At 62.5% G+C, this 259-nt stretch carries 1 pseudogene; it reads right to left on the reverse strand.

Annotated features, from left to right (window positions below):
* Positions 1 to 259 (reverse strand): annotated as a pseudogene (locus ACQG3P_RS20290) (TonB-dependent receptor); the annotation flags it as partial.

Below are 259 nucleotides of genomic sequence, written 5' to 3' on the forward strand. Positions count from 1 at the left end.
TGGTGATGGTGCCTGGGCCGCCGAAGATGTTCAGCGGCACGCAGCCCGGGGTGGCCGCGCAGATGTCCGGATCACCCAACGCGATGTTGGCTTTGTAGATGTTGTAGCTGCCGTAGTTGGTCTGTTCGGCCTTGTTCTTGCTGTACATGCCGTTGACGTCCCACGACCTGCTGCGATCGACGGCCTGGAACAGGCCCACCAGCCCGGTGGCGACGTAGGTGGTGTTCACTTCCTGCTCGAAGATTCGCGGCCCGCCTTC

Source organism: Stenotrophomonas sp. SrG, from assembly GCF_050031795.1.
Classification (GTDB): Bacteria; Pseudomonadota; Gammaproteobacteria; order Xanthomonadales; family Xanthomonadaceae; genus Stenotrophomonas; species Stenotrophomonas rhizophila_A.